3 protein-coding genes are annotated in these 23,241 nt (G+C 50.8%); all 3 read left to right on the top strand.

The window, feature by feature from the left end; translation table 11 throughout:
• The first annotated feature begins 171 nt into the window (after window positions 1-171).
• From AC2CGA_RS01720 to AC2CGA_RS01730, 3 genes are read left to right on the top strand one after another with little or no spacing between them, the layout of a single operon-like run.
• The gene (locus AC2CGA_RS01720) at window positions 172-7,830 is read left to right on the top strand and encodes an amino acid adenylation domain-containing protein (protein ID WP_484480102.1); all 7,659 of its coding nucleotides are present in this window, start codon (window positions 172-174) and stop codon (window positions 7,828-7,830) included.
• 25 nt (window positions 7,831-7,855) lie between these two features.
• On the top strand, window positions 7,856-15,553 hold the full coding sequence (locus AC2CGA_RS01725; RefSeq protein WP_484480103.1) for an amino acid adenylation domain-containing protein: 7,698 nt from the start codon (window positions 7,856-7,858) through the stop codon (window positions 15,551-15,553).
• A gap of 15 nt (window positions 15,554-15,568) precedes the next feature.
• Window positions 15,569-23,218, top strand: a complete 7,650-nt coding sequence (locus AC2CGA_RS01730; RefSeq protein ID WP_484480104.1) for an amino acid adenylation domain-containing protein — start codon at window positions 15,569-15,571, stop codon at window positions 23,216-23,218.
• Window positions 23,219-23,241: the final 23 nt, after the last annotated feature.

Here is a 23,241-nt window from a genome sequence, read left to right on the forward strand (position 1 = left end):
GGAATATATACTATATTCTAAAAAATGTTAGAAAAAATTTAATTTTTTATTGTGATTTCTAAAATATGTTTTAAAATAATGCTTATATGGATGATTTAGTCATATGCTGTCGAAATTTAATTGTAATTATTTCACTTTCTTATCCTCTTAAATTGAAATGGAGGGATTCCATTGAAGAACACTGTTTATTCTTTAACTCACGCCCAAAGAAGAGTCTGGTTTACAGAGCTGCTCGAGCCGGGCACAAGTATCTGCAATCTTGCGGCGTGCGTCAAATTCAGGGGGAATATCGACTTTGACGTATTGCGCCGTGCTTTAGATTTCTCTATCTTGCAAAATGATTCGCTCAGGTTTCAACTGACGGAAGGGGACGGCTCAGAACCCCAGCTGTATCTGGCCGGGCATCGGCCGATTTCTTTAGAGACCGTTGATTTTACTCATATTGATCAATCAGAGCGGGATGCATGGATTGACAAACAGACGCGTGTTCCGTTCAAGCTGTTTCATTCACCGCTGTATCATTTTACTCTGCTTGTCATGTCAGACGAAGAAGTTTGGCTTTATTCAAAATTTCACCATATTATTATGGACGGCATCTCGCTCAATCTGCTTGGCAATCAGCTCATTGAAATCTACCAAAAAATCATGCGAAGCGAGGATTTGGCCGAACACCAAAGCCCTTCCTATCTCAGCTACATGGAAAAAGAACAGCAATACTTACAGTCTTCCCGTTTTCAAAAAGACCGTTCATTTTGGACTGAAACATACCGAACCGTTCCGGAACACCTTTCACTGGCGGAACGAACCTCTCATCTTAGACAAAGCACTGCAGCTTCAAGAGATACAATCACTCTTTCCCACTCCTTAGAACAATCAATCCGGCGTTTTTGCAAAGATCATAATGTCAGCATCATCTCTCTGTTTATGGCTTCGTTATACATATGCATCAGCCGTCTGACGGCTAAAAAGGATATTGCCATCGGTACTTATTACGGAAACCGCGGTTCCAAGCTCGAAAAGGATATGCTCGGCATGTTCGTCAGCACGCTGCCGATCAGAATGACGGCAGATCCGGATGCGGAGTTCCTGTCTTTTGTCCGCAGTGTAGGAAAACAGCAGCTGTCTGTTATGCGGCACCAGAAATATCCTTACAATCTTTTTGTCAATGAATTAAGGCAGATTCATCACGACCTGCAAAATATCATCGGGATTTCGATGCAATACCAGCCTCTCGCGTGGCGTCAGGCAGAAGGTTTCGATTATGAAACGGCGATGTTTTTCAGCGGGCATACGGCAAATGAGCTGTCCATTTTAATTAAGGAGCGGACAGATACGGGATTGATTGAGCTGAATTTTGATTATCAATCCGCTTTATTTACTAAAACATCGATTAAACGAATTCAAACTCATTTGCTGACGATCGTTGAAAATGCCGTTAGAAATCCAAACCGGCTGATTCAGCATATTGATATGGCGGATGAAAAAGAAAAGAAACGGGTGTTAACTGCGTTTAACCGTACAGAAACGGCTGAACCGCCGGCTCCGACGCTTCACGGGCTGTTTGCCCGCCGCGCCGCGCTTTCGCCGCATCGTCCGGCGCTCCGTTTTCCGGGCGGTATGCTGACGTACGCCGAGCTTGACCAGTACACAGACAGGCTCGCCGTCCGGCTCCGCCAAAAAGGCGTCCGCAAAGAAAGCATGGTCGGCGTACTCGCTGAACGCTCGCCGGAGATGGCGGTTTCAGTGCTTGCCGTGTTAAAAGCGGGCGGCGCCTACGTGCCGCTTGACCCGGACTATCCTGAGGACAGGCTGCGCTATATGCTTGAGGACAGCGGCGCTTGTCTCCTGCTTGCACAGCCGGGATTATCCGTTCCCGGTTTTTCCGGAGAAACGCTAGAAGCGTCTCTTTCTTCTCTGACAAGTGAGGCGGAGACAGGGGCTGTCTCTGAAGAAGCGGATGCTGATTCGCTCGCTTATATCATTTATACGTCCGGTTCGACGGGAACACCGAAGGGAGTGGCTGTTGAACACCGTCAAGCCGCCGCCTTTTTATCAGGGATGCAAGGGCAGTTTCCGTTAACGGAAGAGGATATTATCGTGCTGAAATCATCCTTTTCATTCGACGCCTCCATCTGGCAATTGTTTTGGTGGACGATATCCGGCGCCTCCGTGTATCTGCTTCCGGCCGGCTGGGAGAAAGATCCTGTGCGGATGATTGAAGCGTTTGCCTCAGAAAAGGTGACGACCGCGCATTTTATTCCGGCGATGGTCAACAGCTTTTTAGACGCGCTGGAAACAGAGCCTGCGGAAACAAGAGCACGCCTCGGCAGAACACTGACACGCGTGTTTGCCGGAGGGGAAGCTCTTTCCCCGCTTACGGCTGCCCGGTTTGCCGATCTTCTGCCGGAGACCGTGCTCATTCACGGCTATGGACCGACGGAAGCGACGGTTGATGCGGCGTTTTACGTCTGTGACCGAAAACGGGACAGCGGACGGACGCGGCTTCCGATCGGAAAACCCGTTCCGGGTGCCCGTCTGTATGTATTAGATAGCGGAGGAGCCATCCAGCCTGCGGGCGTGGCAGGAGAGCTGTACATCGCAGGGACCGGCGTGGCCCGGGGCTATTTGAACCGTCCTGAACTGACGGCGGAACGTTTTGTCGATGATCCGTTTTATCCGGGAGAACGCATGTATCAGACGGGCGATATCGCACGCTGGACAGAAGACGGCCTAGTTGAATGGCTCGGCCGTTCAGACGGACAGGTGAAAGTCCGCGGCTACCGGATTGAACCGGGGGAGATCGAAGCGGCGATCCGGCGCATCGACGGCATTCGTGAGGCGGCAGTCACCGCCCGGACCGAAAACGGCGAAACCGCGCTTTACGCCTATATCGAAGGACGAAAAAGCGATGACGTGCGGGCAGAGCTTGCGGCACGCCTTCCGGCCTACATGATGCCGGCTCAGTTTATAGAGATGACCGAATGGCCGGTCACGCCGAGCGGAAAGCTTGACCGCCGCGCGCTGCCGGCTCCCGGCGGAGCGGCAGACAGACAGGCGTACACCGCCCCGCGGAACGTCACGGAAATGAAGCTTTGCGCCCTTTGGGAAGAGGTGCTGAAAAACGGCCCCGTCGGCATCCGGGATCACTTTTTTGAGCGGGGCGGCCATTCGTTAAAAGCGACGGCTCTCGTCTCCCGCATCGCCAAAGAGTTCGGTGTTCAGGTGCCGTTACAGGACATCTTCGCCCGGCCGACGGTGGAAGAGCTCGCTTCGGTTATTCAGGACTTGGAAGAAAGCCCGTATGAAGCGATTCAGCCTGCGAAAAAACAGGACACCTACCCGGTGTCTTCGGCGCAGAAACGGATGTATGTGCTCCAACAGCTTGAAGACGGCGGTGTCGGCTACAATATGCCGGCTGTGCTGGAACTGACGGGCCCGCTTGACCGCAGCCGGCTGGAGGAGACGTTCCGGCAGCTTGTGGAGCGGCACGAGTCGCTCAGAACGTCCTTTGAAACGGGGCCTGACGGCGAACCGGTGCAGCGCATCCATGACAGCGTACCGTTTCAGCTCGATGAGGCCGAGTCAGCTGACGCATTCGTCCGGCCGTTTTGTCTGGAAGAAGCGCCGCTCTTCCGTGCGGCCCTCGTGAAAGAATCAGATGAACGTCACCTTTTATTAACGGATATGCATCATATTATTTCTGACGGTGTGTCCGTCAACACCTTGATAAAAGAATTCGGCGAGCTGTACGCAGGCCGTTCGCTTGCGCCGATGCGCCTTCAATATAAAGACTATGCCGTCTGGCAGCGGTCGTTTCAGGAGAAAGAAGGATACCAGAAGCAGGAAGCCTATTGGCTGAAGCGGCTTGAAGGAGAGCTTCCGGTGCTTGAACTTCCGGCTGACAAGCCCCGTCCGGCGGTCAGAAGCTTTGCGGGCGGCAGCGTATCGTGCACGCTTGACGCTGACACGGCATCCGGCCTTCACCGCATCGCCCGGGATCACGGCTCCACTTTGTATATGGTGCTTCTCGCCGCGTACAATACGTTACTCGCGCGATTGAGCGGGCAGGAAGACATCATCGTCGGATCGCCGATTGCCGGGCGCCCGCACAAAGACCTTGAACCGATTCTCGGCATGTTCGTCAACACGCTTGCCATCAGAACGGAGCCGAAAGGAGACAAACGGTTTACCGATTATTTGGCGGAAGTCCGCCAGGCGGCGCTTGAGGCGTATGAACATCAGGACTACCCGTTTGAAGAGCTTGTGGAGCGGCTCGGCGTGCAGCGGGACATGAGCCGCAATCCGCTGTTTGATGTGATGTTTATTCTTCAGAATATGGAGCGGGAGGAGATAAATCTGAAAGGTCTGAAGGCGTCACGATCAAAGCATACCGAACATGATGTATCAAGTTTTGACCTGACCTTATCAGCGGCTGAATCCGATGGAAACATCCGCTTTGAGATGGAATTCAGCACCGAGCTTTTTATGAAAGAAACGATTGAACGCTGGATGGGCCACTTACTGAATCTCTTGCGCCATGTTGCCGCCGAACCGGAAGTCACACTATCGAAAGCTGACATTTTGGATGAAGAAGAAAAACAAAAGTTACTGATTGAGTTTAATAACACACAAACCGAATTCATGGAAAAACACAAACTGTTTCACCAGCTGTTTGAAGAGAAAGCAGAAGAAACGCCTCATCAGACCGCTGTTATTGAAGGAGCACAACAGATCAGCTATTTACAGCTCAATGAGCGGGCAAACCGTCTTGCCCGAACACTGCAGAAAAATGGATTCGGTCCGGGAAAAAGAGCAGCCATATTAGCAAACCGTTCGATTGAAGCGATCGTCAGTGTTCTTGCGGTCATGAAATCAGGAGGGGCGTATATACCGGTTGACTCCCATTATCCTGAGGAACGGATTCGCTATTTATTAAAAGACAGCGCGGCCTCCGTCTTGATGGTGCAGTCAGAATACAAAGAACTTGCTTCACAGCTGACGGATCACAATTTATTTCTCATTCAGCTTGATCATGAAGATCAATACGATATTTCCGCAAAGAATATTCAGCCGACAGCGTCACCGGATGATACCGCATATATCATATATACTTCGGGAACAACGGGAACGCCGAAGGGAGTCGAAGTCAGAAATCGCAGCTTTACGCATGCAGCACTTGCATGGCGCAGGATTTATGAGCTTGATCTTATACCGGTCAGAGTGCTGCAGATGGCGAGTTTCTCATTTGATGTATTTTCAGGGGATCTAGCACGCGCCCTGCTAAACGGGGGAACGCTTGTCATTTGTCCGGATGACGTCCGGCTTGAGCCGCAGCAGCTTTATCGGCTCATTGATCAGCACCGTATCACGTTTATGGAGTCGACACCCGCGCTGATTGTTCCGTTTATGGAATATATATACCGCCGGAAACTCGCGCTGCAAAGCGTAAAAATACTGGTACTTGGTTCAGATATGATCAAGTCGCAAGATTTTTATACGCTTCATGAACGCTTTGGGAAAGAAATGCGGATCATTAACAGCTACGGTGTAACAGAAGCGACAATTGACTCTTCGTATTATGAAGCCGAAATGAGCGAAGAGCCGCGGGAAGATGATGTGCCGATCGGTGTTCCGCTTCCGAATGTGCAAATGTACGTCTTAAACAAAGACAAACAGGTCCAGCCGATCGGCGTTTTCGGAGAGCTGTATATCGGAGGCGCCGGCGTCGCCAAAGGATATTGGGGACAGCCTGAGCTGACAGAGGACGCATTCAGTGACCCGTTACAAACGGGAGAAACGCTTTACAGAACCGGAGATCAGGCTTGCTGGCTGCCGGATGGAACTCTTCGTTTTAAAGGGCGGATCGATAAGCAGGTGAAGATCAGAGGCTACAGAATTGAGACGGGAGAAATAGAAAGTGTGCTTTTGAAACACGATCAAGTCAAAGAAGCGGCTGTTACCGTGATGAAAGATGCCGAAGGACAAGCACGATTAGCGGCATACGTCGTTCCTAAAGAGGCCGATATCTCATCACTCCGCCAGTCTCTTATGCAGGAGCTCCCGGCTTATATGATGCCGTCTCATATTATCGGTTTAGACAGCATGCCCCTTACACTGAACGGCAAACTTGATAAATCGGCATTGCCGGCAGAAGAGATACATTCATCACAGGCATTTGTCGCGCCCGGCGATGAAAAACAGGCGATGTTATGCCGGATTTGGGAAGATGTGCTTCATATTCAGAAAGCGGGAATTCATCACTCTTTCTTTGAGCTTGGAGGAGATTCCATTAAGGCGCTTCAAGTGTCAGCCCGACTCGCCGGAGAAGGCTGGAACATGTCGATCCGCGATTTGTTTCAGTTCCCGACGATTGCAGAACTCGCGAAGCACCTCACGCCGGCTGTTGCAACGGCTGATCAGGGCCCGATAGAAGGAAGCGCTCCGCTGACACCGATCCAGCAGAGATTTTTTGAGGAGCCGGGTGCGTTTGAGCTTCATTATAACCAATCAGTCATGCTGTGCAGTGAAGACAGCCTCGAAATAGATGCGCTGTATCAGGCGGTTTGCGCGCTGACAGAACATCATGATGCGCTGCGAATGACTTTCACTGAAAATGAGCATGGGGAAGTTGTTCAATATAACCGCGGAATCACAGAGCAGCATGAAGAAATCTTCACGCTTAACGTCATAGATCTTTCAGAAGAAACACAGCCGGAAAAACGGATAGCCGCTGAGGAAAAAGAAATACAGCAGGCTATGCGCCTTGATCAAGGGCCTCTGTTTCATCTCGGAGTGTTCCGGCTGAAAGAAGCCGACCATCTGCTCATCACGATTCATCACCTTATCACGGACGGCGTGTCGTGGAGAATATTGCTTGAAGATCTGCAGACAGCATATCAGCAGGCATTGAACGGCAAACAAATCGAACTGCCGCCGAAAAGCGATTCTTATATAAAGTATGCCGAAGAGCTTTTTGACATTTCCAAGAGCAAAGCATTGCTGGAGGAAGCCGCATACTGGGACAGCGTGATGTCTGGTGAAACAGCGCCGCTGCCGAAAATAACTGATGAAAACGCCGGACGATTGCAGGAAAACGCGCGCACTGCATCATGGATATTAAGCAGCGAAGTCACGAAGCAGCTGCTGTTGGAAACACAGCAGGCGTACGGAACGGATGTTCATGAATTGCTTTTAACGGCGCTTGGAATGGCGCTTCATGAGTGGACGGGTTCCGAACAGATCCTTATCAGCACTGAAGGACACGGACGCCAGGGGCATATTCCTGACATTGATATGTCAAGAACCGCAGGCTGGTTTACATCTGTTTACCCGGTGCTTTTGGATATGAGAGTGCCGGACGGCTCAGGCGAAACAACCGCGCACCGCATAAAGACGGTAAAAGACATGATGAGACGGGTTCCTCATCACGGAACCGGCTACGGGCTGCTGAGATATTCGCGAAACATTAATTATAAAGACCCAGAAATAAGCTTTAACTATCTCGGTGCGTTTGACGGTCTTGAGGGGACGCTGAAGATGTCACCGTTCAAGCCGCAGCATGATATAGCGGCCGGGCGCATCCGCGAGTTTGATCTGGATATTAATGCGATGGTGGCGGCCGGGCAACTGGAGGTAAAAGCCGTTTATACCGATGTATTTGCACCGGGGGCAATCGAGTTCTTCATGAATCGTTTCCATACTCACCTCGGGGACATCATCGCCCACTGTTCCGGCAAGAAAGAGCGGGAAAAAACATTAACGGATTACAGCCATACAGAATTGACCGCTCAAGCCCTATCAAGCATTGAAGATCTCGTAAAAGGACTTTAATTTCATAAAAAGGTGTGTGGCATTCGTGACACAAGCGACAGAAATTCAAGATATTTACCCTTTATCATATATGCAGGAAGGCATGCTGTTTCATTCGCTTCTGGATTCCGGATCAAACGCATATGTCGAGCAGATTTCGTTTACAGTCAGCGGGGATTTATGCATTGATACATTCCAAAAAAGTCTGGATATGCTTGTCAGCCGTTATGATATTTTCAGAACGATTTTCATAAAAGAAGTGCCTGACCTTGAAGGGCCGCAGCAGGTTGTCCTTTCACGCCGTGACACTGCCGTACGGACTGAAGACATTTCAGACTATTCGGAAGAACGGCAGCAAAGCATCATTGACGAATTTAAGGAAAACGACCGGCATAAGGGGTTTGATCTGCAAAAAGGCCCCTTAATGCGCCTGACTCTTTTTCAAACGGGAGAAAACCGCCATACGTGCGTTTGGACTCATCATCACATTATGATGGACGGCTGGAGCTTGGGCCTTGTACTGAAAGATTTCTTCAGCATGTATTATGCGATCCGGAGCGGGCGGCCTGTAAACCTCGGCAGTCCGGCTCCTTACAGCACTTATATCAAATGGCTCCGAAGCAGGAATAAAGAAGAAACGTCAGCGTTCTGGTCGCGCTGCTTGGAAGATTACGGAGAAACCGTTTCCGTTCCGCAAACGAAGAATAAGACGGCGCAAAACGGTTATGCATCTGAGCATTTCCAATTTTCCCTTGAGCCTGAAACCGTACAAAAACTGACAGACATTGCCCGAGGCATCGGGGTCACGCTGAATACTATATTTACGGGCATTTGGGGTCTGCTTCTCCATCGTTACAACGGGACTGAAGATGCCGTCTTCGGTTCGGTTGTTTCCGGCAGGCCTTCAGCTATCAGCGGCATTGAATCCATGGCCGGACTGTTTATCAATACCGTGCCGGTAAGGGTGCGCGCGGCTAGGGATATGACTTTTTCTTCTCTTCTCAAAAAGGTGCAAAAAGAGTCACTCGCTGCGGAAGAGCACAGCTATTATCCGCTTTATGACATCCAAAACGAGAGCGGTCTGCAAAAAGATCTCTTGAACCATATCCTTGTCTTTGAAAATTATCCGGTTCAGATGCAGGCTGCGGTAAACGGCTGGCAGCAGACTGAAAGCCATGCGCTCTCTCTTGAAAACTTTTCGATGGCGGAAGAAACGAACTATGATCTCAACGTCGTCATCGTTCCGGGGGAAGAGTTTTATGTGAAATTCAGCTACAATGCTGACATTTATGATCGGGAGGACATGAAACGGATCAAAGGGCATATTCTTGAGGTCATCTCCTGTGTAACAGAGGATCCGGACAGGCTCTTATCAAGCATCAGTCTCGTGCCGCCGGAGGAAGAGGCCTTGATTCATTCGTTTAACGACACAAGCCGTCCGTATCCTGAGACAACCGTTCACGGGCTTTTTGAAGAACAGGCTGCCAAAACGCCCGACCAGGAAGCGTTGAGATATAACGGGATAAGCTGGAGCTATAAGAAATTAAATCAGCGGGCGAATCAGATTGCGCATGCGTTAAGGGAAAAAGGCGCCCGTCCCGATCAGATTACCGCTGTTATGCTGCGCCGATCGATGAATACGGTCGCCGCTCTGCTCGGAATTTGGAAATCGGGCAGCGCCTATATGCCGATTGATGCGGAATTTCCGCCTGAACGGATTTCATTTTTACTGAGAGACAGTGAAGCCTCAGTGCTCCTGACTGAAAAAGACCTGCTCCCCCTCATTCCGCCGCATTTCAAGGGCAGCGTCGTCATCATGGAGGAAACGGTTTCCCAGCAGACTGCACCGCTTCCGCCGGTGTCCGGCAGCGGAAATTGGGCGTATGTCATTTACACCTCGGGAACGACAGGCCGTCCGAAAGGCGTGCTTGTACAACACAAAGCGATCAGCAATACATTGCAATGGCGGCGTGAAGAATACGGCATGACAGAAGGCGACATAGCGCTTCATCTTTTTTCATACGTATTTGACGGCTCTTTGACAAGTCTTTTCACTCCGCTGCTGTCCGGCGCTTGTGTACTGTTGACTGATGAAGACGATGCAAAAGACGCTCTTTCAATGAAACAGAAAATCGCCCGCCACGGGGTAAGCCATCTTCTGATCGTTCCGTCTCTGTATCGCGTTCTGCTTGATTCGCTGACGAAAAAGGATGCGCAGACGCTTCGGGCGGTGACATTTGCCGGGGAAGCGGCCACCCCTGATATCGTGGAAGCGAGCCGCAACATATGCCCGAATGCCGAGCTGCTGAATGAATACGGCCCGACGGAAAACAGTGTGGCCACGACGATTCTGCGCAACCTGCAAAAAAGCAGCCGGATTACGATCGGGCGCCCGATTGCCAACACTTCTGTCTATATGATGCACGGAGATCGGCTGCAGCCGGTCGGAGCCGTCGGTGAACTGTGTATTTCCGGAAAAGGTCTGGCGGACGGATATTTTCAGCAAAAAGAGCTGACGGACAAAGTCTTTACCCCTCATCCGTTTCGTGAAGGTGAACGGCTGTACAGAACGGGAGATGCAGCCCGATTTTTACCGGACGGAACGATTGAATATATGGGACGCTTTGACGATCAGGTGAAGGTAAGAGGTTACAGAATTGAATTAGGAGAAATCGAAACGGCACTCAGAAGTCTGTCCGGGGTAAAAGAGGCGGCAGTCATCGTGCGCAAAACGGCGGACGGGGAACAGGAGCTTGCAGCTTATGCCGTGCTGGAAAACGCGGGTGTGACATTTGATCCTCATGCCGAATTGGCCGGGAGATTACCTGCTTATATGATCCCGGGAAGCTTTACCAAATTGACGGAAATGCCGCTGTCTGTGAGCGGAAAGCTTGATCGGGCCGCACTTCCTGAGCCGAAAGAAGCCGAGAGAACCGGTGATTATCAAGCTCCGCGCACAATGCTTGAGACTGAGCTGCTGTCTATTTGGCAAGAAGTGCTGAAACGGGAACACATCAGTATGAGAGATGATTTCTTCCAAATCGGCGGACAGTCGCTGAAAGCGGCGTCGCTTGTTTCAAAGATACATAAACGGCTGGAAATTGAACTTGCCGTCCGCCATGTTTTTGAACATCCGACCATCGAGAGCATGGCCCGCTTCCTAGAACAGAGGAAAAGAGGAGAATATGCAGAAATCACGCCTGCGGAGGCAAAGGACTTGTACCCGCTATCTTTTGCGCAAAAAAGGCTTTATGCCCTTCATCAGCTTGCGGCGGACAGCACGGGCTATCATATGCCCGCTTGTCTGGAACTGAGCGGCAGACTCAACCGGGATCGTCTTCACGAAGCCTTTTCAGCGCTGTTACAAAGGCATGAAGCGTTACGGACATCATTTGTTTTACGAAACGGGGAGCCGATGCAGCACGTACATTCACATGTCGATCTCGATCTCACAGAGATTCACATGCCATCCGGGACACTTCTTCAAGAGGCGATGGAAACTTTCGTCAAACCGTTTGACGTGGAAAAAGCGCCGCTTTTGAGAGTGACTTTAGCCAAAGCCACTGAAGAACGTCATTTTCTGCTGCTTGATATGCATCATCTTATCGCAGACGGTGTGTCAATGAGCGTTCTGATTCAAGAATTGACGGATTTGTACAGAGGAAAAGAGCTGCGGCCGTTAAAACTTCAGTACAAAGATTTTTCCGTCTGGCAGCATGAGCGGTTCGCCGCTGAAGAATTCAAAAGACATGAGCGGTATTGGCTGGATGCGATCGGGGAAAATATTCCCGTTCTTGATCTGCCGCTCGATAAAAAGCGCCCGCAGCTTCCTGATTTCAGCGGGTCCGTTGTTCGAACGCGCCTACAAAAAGAAACGGCGGAGAATTTGCGCCGGCTCATGGATGAGACGGGTTCGACACTGTATATGATTCTTTTGGCAGGCTACTCCTTGTTCCTTTCTAAATTGAGCGGGCAGGAGGACATTGTCGTCGGTTCACCTGCGGCCGGCAGAAGCCGCGCTGAGCTTGATGGGGTCATCGGCATGTTTGTAAATACCGTGGCAATGAGAAGCAGGCCGAAAGGGGATAAAACATTCCGCGCTTATTTAGAAGAGGTGAAAATGCTCGCCCTCGGCGCAGCCGAACATCAGGACTTCCCGTTTGAAGAACTTGCCCAAAAGCTTGATACACACCGGGAAGTCAATCGCAATCCGCTGTTTGATGCCATGCTCGTTTTGCAAAACAGTGATGATTTCAAAGTGAACCTTCCGGGCTTATCCGTTTCTTCACATGCAGTGAAACATGACATTTCAAAATTCGACTTGACGCTTCATGCCGAGGAACAGCCGGACGGCTCACTGGATTTTCATTTTGAATACAGTACCGCGTTGTTTGAAAAAGGTACGATCGAACGGTGGGCCGGTCATTTTAAAGAGCTTTTAGGACAAATCGCAGCGGATGATGAGCGGAAGCTGTCTGACATTCATTTGCTGGACACAAATGAGCGGCAGATGCTTCTTCAAGCGGAAAATCAAACAGCTGAGTATCCGAGGCATGAGACGATCGTCAGTTTATTTGAAGCACAGGCGGAAAAAATGCCGGATCAAATTGCAGCCGTTATGTCCGATGAGCGTCTCACCTACCGCGAGCTCAATGAAAAGGCGGATCGAATCGCCGATATGCTGTCGGAAAACGGCATCCGCTCCGGACAGATTGTCGGAATTATGACCGAACGATCCCCTGATATGCTGATCGGGATTCTCGGTATTTTAAAAGCGGGAGGAGCTTATCTGCCGATTGATCCTGACTATCCTGACGAGCGGATTTCATTTATGCTGACTGACAGCGGCGCGCGTGTTCTGTTGACGCAATCGGGTCTTGGGATATCCGGAATGGACGGGCTGCCGGTTTTATACATCGATAAGCCTGAATCCGTTTCAGCAGACAGAACGAAAGAAATGATAACGCCTGAACAGCCGGCTTACGTGATTTACACATCGGGCACAACCGGAAAACCGAAAGGCGTTATGACGGAACACCGCAATGTCATCAGCCTTATCACACATAAAGGACTGCCGTTTGATTTCGGCTCTGGAGACGTCTGGACCCTGTTCCACTCCTATTGCTTTGATTTTTCTGTCTGGGAAATATTCGGCGCGCTCTTATACGGCGGAAAGGTAGTTATCGTGCCGAAAGAAACAGCCCGTGATCCGCATTTGTACCGGCAGCTGCTGCAAAGTGAAGGCGTAACGGTGCTGAACCAAACGCCGACGGCTTTTTCCGGACTCATTCATGAAGAAGCCGGGCATACGGACAAGCTGAAGCTTCGATATGTCATTTTCGGCGGAGAAGCGCTTCAGCCCGGCATGCTGAAAAGCTGGAAAGAGAAGTACCCGGAGACGGAGCTTGTTAATATGTACGGCATTACGGAAACCACGGTTCACGTCACATGCAAAAAACTGAAGATGGATGATATTGAGAGAAATAAAAGCAATATCGGCAGACCGCTGGAAACCCTCCATGCTTTTGTCATGGACGCCTATATGAATCCGCAGCCGATCGGAATTCCAGGTGAGCTTTATATCGGCGGGGAAGGCGTCGCGAGGGGATATGTAAACAGGAATGATTTAACCGCCTCCCGGTTCATCACGAATCCGCACATTACCGGCATGCGGCTCTACCGGACGGGCGATATTGCCAAAAGACTCTCAAATGGCGAGCTGGAATATGTCGGGCGGAAAGATGCGCAAGTAAAAGTCAGAGGCCACAGAATTGAGCTGGGAGAAATAAAATCAGCGCTGCAGGAGCTTTCCTTCGTGAAAGAGGCCGCCGTGATCACACGTGCTGATCAGCACGGTCAGCACTCCATTTACGCATACGCGGTCCTACACGGGAACGAAAAGATAAAAGAAGCAGAGATTCAGGCCTCTCTCAGAGCTTATCTGCCGGAATATATGATTCCCGCCCGCTTGATAGAGCTTGATGAACTGCCTTTGACGGCGAATGGGAAGCTGGACGAGAAGGCGCTCCCGCAGCCTGAATTAAATGAAAGCCTTGGAGATGATATCAGCCTGAGAAATGAAACTGAAGAAATGATGGCTGACATCTGGGAAGAACTCTTAGGTGTTGAAGGACTCGGCCCCAATGCTCATTTCTTCCATCTCGGCGGGGATTCGATTAAAGCGCTGCAAGTATGTGCGAGGCTGAAACAGCAGGGCTATGAAACGACCGTCCGCGAGCTGTTCGAGCATCAGACACTGGGAGAAGTCTCGATGCGGCTCCGGAAAGTCCGCCGCGTGATTGATCAGGCTCCCGTCACGGGAGACGTGCCGCTGACGCCGATCCAGCACTGGTTCTTTTCGCAATCATTGCCGCATGATCATTTTAATCAGTCCGTTATGCTCAGCAGTGCGGACAGAATCAATGAATCTGCTATGAGAAAAGCGCTGGCACAGCTCGCGGTTCATCATGACGCATTACGGATGGTATGCGGCACACAAAACGGATCATTGATTCAATATAACAGAGCGGATAACCTTTCTGAAGAAGAACTCTTTACGTTTGAAACGCATGACGTGAGAGGGAAAGGGTTATTACAAGAGGAACACGCCGCAATTGAACAGGCGGCCGCCCGCATTCAAACTTCCATTCGGCTGGAGACGGGTCCGCTCGTAGCTGTCGGTTTATTTCACGCTAATGATGGCGATCATCTGCTGCTTTCCCTTCATCACCTTGTCATTGACGGAGTGTCATGGCGGATTTTATTTGAAGATCTCACCGCGTGCTACAGGCAGGCGCTCGAAGGAAAAGAAGCCGCGCTTCCGGCAAAAACCGATTCCTATCAGACTTACGCGAAGCAAATCTCTGATTATGCAAAAAGCCGCCGGCTGTTACAGGAAGCAGACTACTGGTCCGAAAGAGAAAAAGCGGCGGTCAAACCGCTTCCGAAAGATACCCGCATCTCTTCCAATCTTCTGAAAGATACAGATGTGATGACCGTTACATTGACAAAACAGGAGACCGAGCAGCTGTTAACGGAAGCGAACAGAGCATACACAACAGAGACGGGCGAATTATTGCTTGCCGCGTTAAGCCTAGCGCTGAACAGATGGACCGGAAACGAGACATTCAAAATCAGCATGGAAGGCCACGGAAGGGAAGAGCACCTGGAGCATCTTGATATCAGCAGAACCATCGGCTGGTTTACGTCAATTTATCCGGTATTGGTTGACGCAAGTTTTCAAGATCAGCCTGATGACGGCGAGCGTCTCGGCTATCACATTAAGCGGACAAAAGACATGATGCGCCGCATACCGCATAAAGGAGCGGGATACGGGGTGCTGAAATATATAAGCAAACTCTGGGGAGAGACTGAATCTGATTCTCCTGAAATCAGTTTTAACTATCTGGGACAGTTTGACCGGGAAATCCGTTCCAGCGGCTTCGGTGTTTCTCCCGTAAAAGCGGGAAATGAAGTCAGCCCAGACTGGGAACGTCCGTACACACTTGATATCAGCGGCTCCGTATCGTCGGAATGTCTCAGCATGCATGTCGTGTACAACCGTTTTCAGTATCAAAAAGAAACGATTGAAGTTTTGACGGGATATTTTCATACCTTTCTCAAGCAGATCATCACGCATTGCACAGGCAAAGAGGAGCGTGAATGGAGCGCCGCTGATTTCAGTGACGAGGAGTTAACGCTGGAAGATCTGAATGACATTATGGGAGCCGTCAACAAACTATAGAAAAGGAGTGGCGCAATGGGGCAGCAACCGGAAATACAAGATATATATCCTTTGTCTTTTATGCAGGAGGGCATGCTTTTTCATTCTCTGTTGGATCATGACTCAAGAGCCTACTTCGAACAAGCGGTGTTTACGATCAGCGGACAGCTTGACCGGGAACGGTTCCAAAAAAGTATAGACACTGTTTTTGAACGATACGATATTTTCCGTACGACATTTATTCACAAGAATGTGGCAAAGCCCCGCCAAGTCGTGTTGAAAAACAGGCCGAGCCGCGTTCAGTTTCATGATATTTCTCATTTGGACGAGAAGGCACAAGACAAATATGCCGACCGGTTCAGAAAAGAAGATAAAGATAAAGGCTTTGATTTGCAATCAGACCCTCTCATGAGAGTCTCCATTTTGAAAAAAGCGCCTGAACGCTATGTTTGTATATGGAGCCATCATCATATTGTCATGGATGGCTGGTGCTTCGGAATTGTCATGAAGGAATTTCTGATGATCTATCAATCTCTCGGAGACGAACGGCTTCCGTTCCTCGAGCCCGTTCAGCCATATGGGAAGTATATTAAATGGCTCATGAAGCAGGATCGTAAAGAAGCCGAGATTTTTTGGAAAACGAGACTTGCCGATCTTGAGCAAACGGCGTCTCTTCCGAAAAAATCCGCGGAACCAAACGGCGAACTTGAGCAGGCGGTTTTCACCATTTCTGAAGAGCAGACAAATGAGCTGAAGAACATTGCGGCAAGGGCGGGAGCAACGCTGAATACAGTGTTCCAGGCACTGTGGGGCATTTTGCTGCAGCGTGTCAGCCGCTGTGATGATGCCGTTTTCGGTTCTGTCGTTTCCGGCCGGCCGTCGGATCTCGCAGGCGTGGAAAAAATGGTGGGACTGTTTATCAATACGATTCCCGTACGGGTGAAAAGCGGTTCATTTTCTTTTCTGGAGCTTGTCAGGCATTTGCAGCAGGAGACGCTGCAAGCAGAAGCGTACAGCTATTATCCGCTGTATGACATTCAGGCGCAAAGCCCTCTGAAGCAAGCGCTGTTTGACCACATTATCGTGTTTGAAAATGTGCCGGCCCAGCGTGAAATTGAAAATGTGAGTCAGGCCGGTTCATTTGATTTTGCGGTAGAGGATTTTACGATGGAAGAAGTCACAAACTACGGATGCAGCATAAAGGTGATTCCGGGCAATTCTCTTTATATCCGCTTAAAATTTGATACCGGTATATACGACGATGTTTTTATGAAGAATATCGAAACATTTTTACGGCATATGGTGAACTCAGTCATTTCCGACCCTGAAATCGGCGCTTCCGAGATCGCATTGCTGGATGCGTGTGAAGCCAGAAGTATGATGGATGCATTTAACCATACAGAAGCGGTTGAACCGCCGGCTCCGACGCTTCACGGGCTGTTTGCCCGCCGCGCCGCGCTTTCGCCGCATCGTCCGGCGCTCCGTTTTCCGGGCGGTATGCTGACGTACGCTGAGCTTGACCAGTACACGGACAGGCTCGCCGTCCGGCTCCGACAAAAAGGCGTCCGCAAAGAAAGCATGGTCGGCGTACTCGCTGAACGCTCGCCGGAGATGGCGGTTTCAGTGCTTGCCGTGTTAAAAGCGGGCGGCGCCTACGTGCCGCTTGACCCTGACTATCCTGAGGACAGGCTGCGATATATGCTTGAGGACAGCGGCGCTTGTCTCCTGCTTGCACAGCCGGGGTTATCCGTTTCCGGTTTTTCCGGTGAAACGCTAGAAGTGTCTCTTTCTTCTCTGACAAGTGAGGCGGAGACAGGGGCTGTCTCTGACGAAGCGGATGCTGATTCGCTCGCTTATATCATTTATACGTCCGGTTCGACGGGAACACCGAAGGGAGTGGCTGTTGAACACCGTCAAGCCGCCGCCTTTTTATCAGGGATGCAAGGGCAGTTTCCGTTAACGGAAGAGGATGTTATCGTGCTGAAATCATCCTTTTCATTCGACGCCTCTATCTGGCAATTGTTTTGGTGGACGATATCCGGCGCCTCCGTGTATCTGCTTCCGGCCGGCTGGGAGAAAGATCCTGTGCGGATGATTGAAGCTTTTTCTTCTGAAAAGGTGACGACCGCGCATTTTATTCCGGCGATGGTCAACAGCTTTTTAGACGCGCTGGAAACAGAGCCTGCGGAAACAAGAGCACGCCTCGGCAGAACACTGACACGCGTGTTCGCCGGAGGGGAAGCTCTTTCCCCGCTTACGGCTGCCCGGTTTGCCGATCTTCTGCCGGAGACCATGCTTATTCACGGCTATGGACCGACGGAAGCGACGGTTGATGCGGCGTTTTACGTCTGTGACCGAAAACAGGACAGCGGACGAACGCGGCTTCCGATCGGAAAACCCGTTCCGGGTGCCCGTCTGTATGTATTAGATAGCGGAGGAACCATCCAGCCTGCGGGTGTGGCAGGAGAGCTGTACATCGCGGGGACCGGCGTGGCCCGCGGCTATCTGAACCGGCCTGAGCTGACGGAGGAGCGCTTTGTCGATGATCCGTTTTATCCGGGAGAACGCATGTATCAGACGGGTGATATCGCACGCTGGACAGAAGACGGCCTTGTCGAATGGCTCGGCCGGTCAGACGGACAGGTGAAAGTCCGCGGCTACCGGATTGAACCGGGGGAAATCGAAGCGGCGATCCGGCGCATCGACGGCATTCGTGAGGCGGCGGTCACCGCCCGGACCGAACACGGCGAAACCGCGCTTTACGCCTATATCGAAGGACGAAAAAGCGATGACGTGCGGGCAGAGCTTGCGGCACGCCTTCCGGCCTACATGATGCCGGCTCAGTTTATAGAGATGAGCGAATGGCCGGTCACGCCGAGCGGAAAGCTTGACCGCCGCGCGCTGCCGGCTCCCGGCGGATCGGCAGACAGACAGGCGTACACCGCCCCGCGGAACGTCACGGAAATGAAGCTTTGCGCCCTTTGGGAAGAGGTGCTGAAAAACGGCCCCGTCGGCATCCGGGATCACTTTTTTGAGCGGGGCGGCCATTCGTTAAAAGCGACGGCTCTCGTCTCCCGCATCGCCAAAGAGTTCGGTGTTCAGGTGCCGTTACAGGACATCTTCGCCCGGCCGACGGTGGAAGAGCTCGCTTCGGTTATTCAGGACTTGGAAGAAAGCCCGTATGAAGCGATTCAGCCTGCGCAAACACAGGACACCTACCCGGTGTCCTCAGCGCAGAAACGGATGTATGTGCTCCAACAGCTTGAAGACGGCGGTGTCGGCTACAATATGCCGGCTGTGCTGGAACTGACGGGCCCGCTTGACCGCAGCCGGCTGGAGGAGACGTTCCGGCAGCTTGTTGAGCGGCACGAGTCGCTCAGAACGTCCTTTGAAACGGGGCCTGACGGCGAACCGGTGCAGCGCATCCATGACAGCGTACCGTTTCAGCTCGATGAGGCCGAGTCAGCTGACACATTCGTCCGGCCGTTTTGTCTGGAAGAAGCGCCGCTCTTCCGTGCGGCCCTCGTGAAAGAATCGGAAGAACACCATCTTTTATTAACGGATATGCATCATATAATTTCTGACGGTGTGTCCGTTAACACCTTGATTAAAGAATTCGGCGAGCTGTACGCAGGCCGTTCGCTTGCGCCGATGCGCCTTCAATATAAAGACTATGCCGTCTGGCAGCGGTCGTTTCAGGAGAAAGAAGGATATCAGAAGCAGGAAGCCTATTGGCTGAAGCGGCTAGAAGGAGAGCTTCCGGTGCTTGAGCTTCCGGCTGACAAGCCCCGTCCGGCTGTCAGAAGCTTTGCGGGCGGCAGCGTATCGTGCACGCTTGACGCTGAAACGGCATCCGGCCTTCACCGCATCGCCCGGGATCACGGCTCCACTTTGTATATGGTGCTTCTCGCCGCGTACAATACGTTACTCGCGCGCCTGAGCGGGCAGGAAGACATCATCGTCGGATCGCCGATTGCCGGGCGTCCGCACAAAGATCTTGAACCGATTCTCGGGGTGTTCGTCAACACGCTGGCCATCAGAACGGAGCCGAAAGGAGACAAACGGTTTACCGATTATTTGGCGGAAGTCCGCCAGGCGGCGCTTGAGGCGTATGAACATCAGGACTACCCGTTTGAAGAGCTTGTGGAGCGGATCGGCGTGCAGCGGGACATGAGCCGTAATCCGCTGTTTGACGTGATGTTTGTGCTCCAAAATATGGAGCGTGAATCCCTGAATTTAAATGAGCTGCATTTGACTCAAGCCGCGGATACAGGTCATAAAACCGCAAAGTTTGATGCCACGCTTTACGCGGCGGAAGGGTCTGACGGTTCCATCAGCTTTGATTTTGAATTCAATACAGATATCTATCAAAAACAGACAATCGAAAAATGGCTTTCTTACTTTACTCGTATTCTTACAAAAGTAATTGAAGACCAAACAATACCGCTTGGTGACATTCACGTATTGGATGATGCTGAAACAAATCGCGTCATTTATCAGTTTAATCAGACGAAAAGCGATTACCCAAGACATGAAACCATCAGCCGTTTATTTGAGCGGCAGGCTGAAGAAACCCCCGATTCCCGGGCAGTTGTATATGATGGACAAATCTTGACATACCGTGAGCTGAACGAACGGGCTAACAGAATAGCGGCGGCTCTCCGATCAAATGGCGTCGGTCCGGAAAGTGTTGTCGCCTTATTAACCGGCCGCACAACAGAGCTTGCTTCCGGAATCCTCGGAATATTAAAAGCGGGAGGCGCCTACTTGCCTATCGGTGACGATGTGCCTCGGGAACGGGCTGAATGGATGCTTAAAGACTGTAAAGCTGATATTCTTCTCCAATCTGATAAACTTGACGGTCTGCCGCTTTCCGGAAAACGTTTATTCATAGAGGATATTCAAACAAAGGCCGGCTTGAGTTCGGAAAATCCCGAACCGCTCGGCGGACCTGAATCATTGGCCTACATGATTTATACATCCGGGTCAACAGGTGCGCCAAAAGGCGTCATGATTGAACAGCGAAGTGTGATCCGTCTTGTGAAAAACAGCAATTATATTGATTTTACGCCGAAAGACAGACTGTTGTTTACTTCATCATTAGGATTTGATGTAACGACATTTGAAATATTCGGTCCGCTTTTAAACGGTGCTTCTTTATATGTAAGTGACCAGGAAACCTATCTCGACTCTGATGTTCTGGAAACATTTATACAGCAAAACGGCATTACGACACTGTGGCTGACATCGTCTTTGTTCAATCATCTATCAGAACAAAATGAACACGTGTTTTCCGGATTATCCCGATTGATTATCGGCGGGGAAGCACTGTCCCCAAGTCATGTAAACCGGGTTCGGAAAACGCTGCCGCATCTTTCAATATGGAATGGATACGGACCGACTGAAAACACGACGTTCTCGACTTGCTTTTTGATTGAACAATCATACGATCATTCAATCCCGATCGGCCGCCCTGTCGGAAATTCAACTGCATATATCATAAACAGCAGGGGAACACCGCAGCCGATCGGCGTCATCGGCGAATTATGCACAGGCGGAGACGGTGTGGCAAGAGGATATTTCGGCCGCCCTGAGCTGACGGAAGAAAAATTTGTCCCTAATCCTTTTGTTCCGGGAGAACGGATGTACCGCACCGGAGATTTAGCCCGCTGGCTGCCGGACGGAACGATTGAATATGCCGGACGGATGGATGATCAAGTGAAAATCCGCGGTTATCGGGTCGAGCTGGGAGAGATTGAAGCCGCACTAAGGAGCCTGGACGGCGTGAAAGAAGCTGCCGTGTCAGTCAGAACCGGGCAGTCCGGCAATAAAGAACTGATCGCATATATGAGTCTGCAGACGGACCTGGATACAGAAAAAGTGCGTTCATCACTTTCTAAGCAACTGCCGAATTACATGGTCCCGGCCTATATGATGGAACTTGAGAAGCTGCCGCTTACGCCGAACGGTAAATTGGATCGGAAAAATCTGCCCGAACCGGAGCTCGCGCTTCAAACCGCGTACACAGCTCCCCGCAATGAGCTTGAAGAACAGCTTTCCGTGATCTGGCAGGAAGTGCTCGGCACAAAACAAGTCGGGATTGAGGACTCATTTTTTGAGTTGGGCGGCGATTCAATCAAAGCGCTGCAAGTTGCCGCACGGCTCGGACGCTACGGGTGGAAAATGACGGCAAGTGACTTATTCCGGCATCCGTCCATTAAGGAACTCGCGCCTCTTATCCGGAAAGCGGAAAGAGTCATCGATCAGCGGCCGGTGGAAGGAGACATACCTTGGACACCCGTTCAGCACTGGTTTTTATCACAGCGGATGGAAAACAGAAATCATTTCAATCAGTCCGTCATGATGTTCAGCTCTGACGCATTGCATAAACAGCCGCTCAAACAAGCCTTGGAGCATCTTGTCATTCATCATGATGCACTCCGGATCACCGTCAGTTCAGAAAACGAAAGTATCAGACAAATCAATCACGGTATTCAAAAAGATGAACTGTACAGCTTGGACATTTGGGATCTGTCTGAGACAGATACTTGGGAAAGAGAAATAGAAGATGAAGTGGCTGCGCTCCAACAGCGGATGGATATTGAAAAAGGGCCGTTATTAAAAGCCGGCTGGTTCAAAACCCAGTCAGGGGATTATTTATTCATCACCGTACATCACCTGGCGGTTGACGGAGTGTCATGGCGTATTCTGCTGGAGGATTTATCTGCCGCTTACACTCAAGCCGTAAAAGGTCAGCCGGTCCAGCTTCCGCCAAAGACCGATTCGTTTAAGCAATACGCCGTAAGGCTTTCAGAATACGCAAAAAGCAGCAAGCTGATGCGTGAAGAAGAATATTGGCGTTTTATTGAAGAAGAAACAGCCGCCGAACTTCCTTATGAAAAACCGCAGCATCAGACGGGAGCCGACAGCATTCGGCAAACGGTAAGCTTTACACTTACAGAAGAAGAAACGTACGTTTTGCTTCAGCAGGTCAACCGGGCATACCATACCGATACGCAAGATATTCTTCTGACTGCCGCAGCTTTGGCTTTACGGGACTGGACAGGGGGCGGCAGACTGCGCATCGCGATGGAAGGGCACGGGAGAGAGCACATCATGCCGGAGCTCGACATCAGCCGCACCGTAGGCTGGTTTACCTCCATGTACCCGGTGCTCATTGACTTGAACACAGCAGGCGCTGAGCTTGGAACGGCTGTAAAAACGGTCAAAGACACACTCGGAAGAATACCGGATAAAGGAATAGGCTACGGCATTTTAAAATACATGACACCGCCTGAACAAAAAACAATCCGCTTCAGACAAGCGCCTGAAATCAGCTTTAACTATTTAGGGCAATTCAATGATACAGAAGATCAGCACACATTCAGTTTATCCGGTCTTGCGAGCGGGCACGACATCACGCCGACATGGCAGCGGGAACAAGCGGTGGAAATGAGCGCGATGGCTGCACAACATAAACTGCACTTCAGTTTGAGCTATCCGCCGAGCCGCTTCCGCAAAGAAACGATGGAACAGCTGCTGCAAACCTTACAGCAATATTTGCGTGATATTATGTCGCACTGCACCGGCAAAGAGGAAGCAGAAAAAACCGTTAGTGATTTTAGCAGCAAAACGTTAACATCTGATGATTTGGACAGCATAGCGAGTTTTGTCGAGGAACTGTAGAAAAAGGCGACGGGGAGATTATA

The organism is Bacillus sp. SYZHCR11 (assembly GCF_057196865.1).